Below are 1,357 nucleotides of genomic sequence, written 5' to 3'. Positions count from 1 at the left end.
GTCTTCGATCGCGATGGCGGCCACGCCGCAGCTCTTCGCCCAGTGCAGGACTTGGGTGATGGCGTGCCGGATCTGTGCGTCCCGGTGATCAGCCGGCCCACTGAGGTCGTAGTGGAAGCGGTGCGGGTCGCCGACCGGGTTGCCGTGGACGTCGAGCTGGTAGGCGGCGAAGTGGTCGGCGTTCGTATCCACACCGATCATGCCCTTGGCGCGGGCGGTCTCCAGCGGGATGGTCTGGACGACGGGCCGCTGCCAGGACGCGGTGAGGTACCAGCGCCCGCGTTCCACGTCGTAGTGGATGCGGTAGGCGACGGCCCGGTCGGCTTCGATGCGGTCGGCCCACTCCTGGCCCCGGTGCGCGAACGCGATCTTCGAGGTGAGGACGTACCGGCCGTGCCTGGCGTTGGCCAGATCCGCGAGCGGCGCGGGCAGCTTGATACTGATCTCGCCGTCGGGGGTGACGCGGATCGTCTCGTTCCCGAACCGCTTCCCCGACTCCCCGTCAGCGGCGAGGAACCAGCGCCCGGCCTCCCAGCGCCGGCGCCACTCGGTCTCGGTGAGCTGCGCCTTGCCGAGGTTGTGCCGGGTGTTGAGGAGCTTGCGGCCACCGCGCACAACGTGCACGACACCGGCCTCACGGTCAGCACGAGCGGTATCGAGACGGTGTTGAAGAAGCGTCAGACGGCGCGTCTTGTGGAACCACTCGCCCTTCGACCGGTAGCCGCCCGCCGCCCGTTTGGTGCCCTTCTCCCCGATCGGGAGGGACAGGCGGTGCATCAGCGTCCGCACACCGGCCTCAAGACCCTGGATGTGCGCCGACTGACAACGCCGGGACAGCGCCCACTGATCGTGCGTGGCCTTGGTGATCGACCCGGCCCACCGCGACGACGATTCGGCCGTCAGACCCTGCTTACGGGCCGCCCACTTCTCAGCGTTGTGATCGCCCGCGTCAGCGCAGCGGGCCGCCAGATCACGGCAGGCCAGAGAGCCCAGGTGTTCGCCGACCAGGCGCAACACCTTGTCGTCCTCGGCGGTGAAGTGCCTGAGACGGCCGCGTATCGCAACACCGGAGGGGCCCAACGCGACGAACGGCGCGTCGATGGTCCGCAGTTGTTTCTCCTTCGGCTCACTCATAGGCGGCAGCCGCCTCAAGGGCCTTCTTCGCCCGGTTCTTCGCGGAGCGACGCCCGTACAGGCGGGCACAGAACGAGGTCAGGACCTCAACTGTGTCCCGTACGAGGTCGTCATCGACTTCGCCGTCATCAAGGACAACGAGACGACGCCCGGTCGCGGACAGCGCGGCCTCGATCAGCTCGACGTTCATACGGCCGAGGCGGTCCTTGTGCTCCACCACCAC

The 1,357-nt window shown here is 68.3% G+C and carries 1 protein-coding gene and 1 pseudogene; both read right to left on the bottom strand.

Going from position 1 to position 1,357, the window contains the following annotated elements; all coding sequences use genetic code 11:
* The coding region (locus ABZU99_RS34845; RefSeq protein ID WP_356228189.1) for an IS200/IS605 family accessory protein TnpB-related protein at window positions 1-1,134 on the bottom strand (1,134 nt) is incomplete at its 3' end.
* Window positions 1,127-1,357, bottom strand: a pseudogene (locus tag ABZU99_RS34840) (IS607 family transposase); the annotation flags it as partial. The pseudogene ABZU99_RS34840 and the gene ABZU99_RS34845, both read right to left, overlap by 8 nt.

Source organism: Streptomyces sp. NPDC005266 (assembly GCF_040607655.1).
GTDB lineage: Bacteria > Actinomycetota > Actinomycetes > Streptomycetales > Streptomycetaceae > Streptomyces.
Note: the sequence above shows the minus strand (reverse complement) of the source record. Positions and strands in the feature narration are given on the sequence as shown.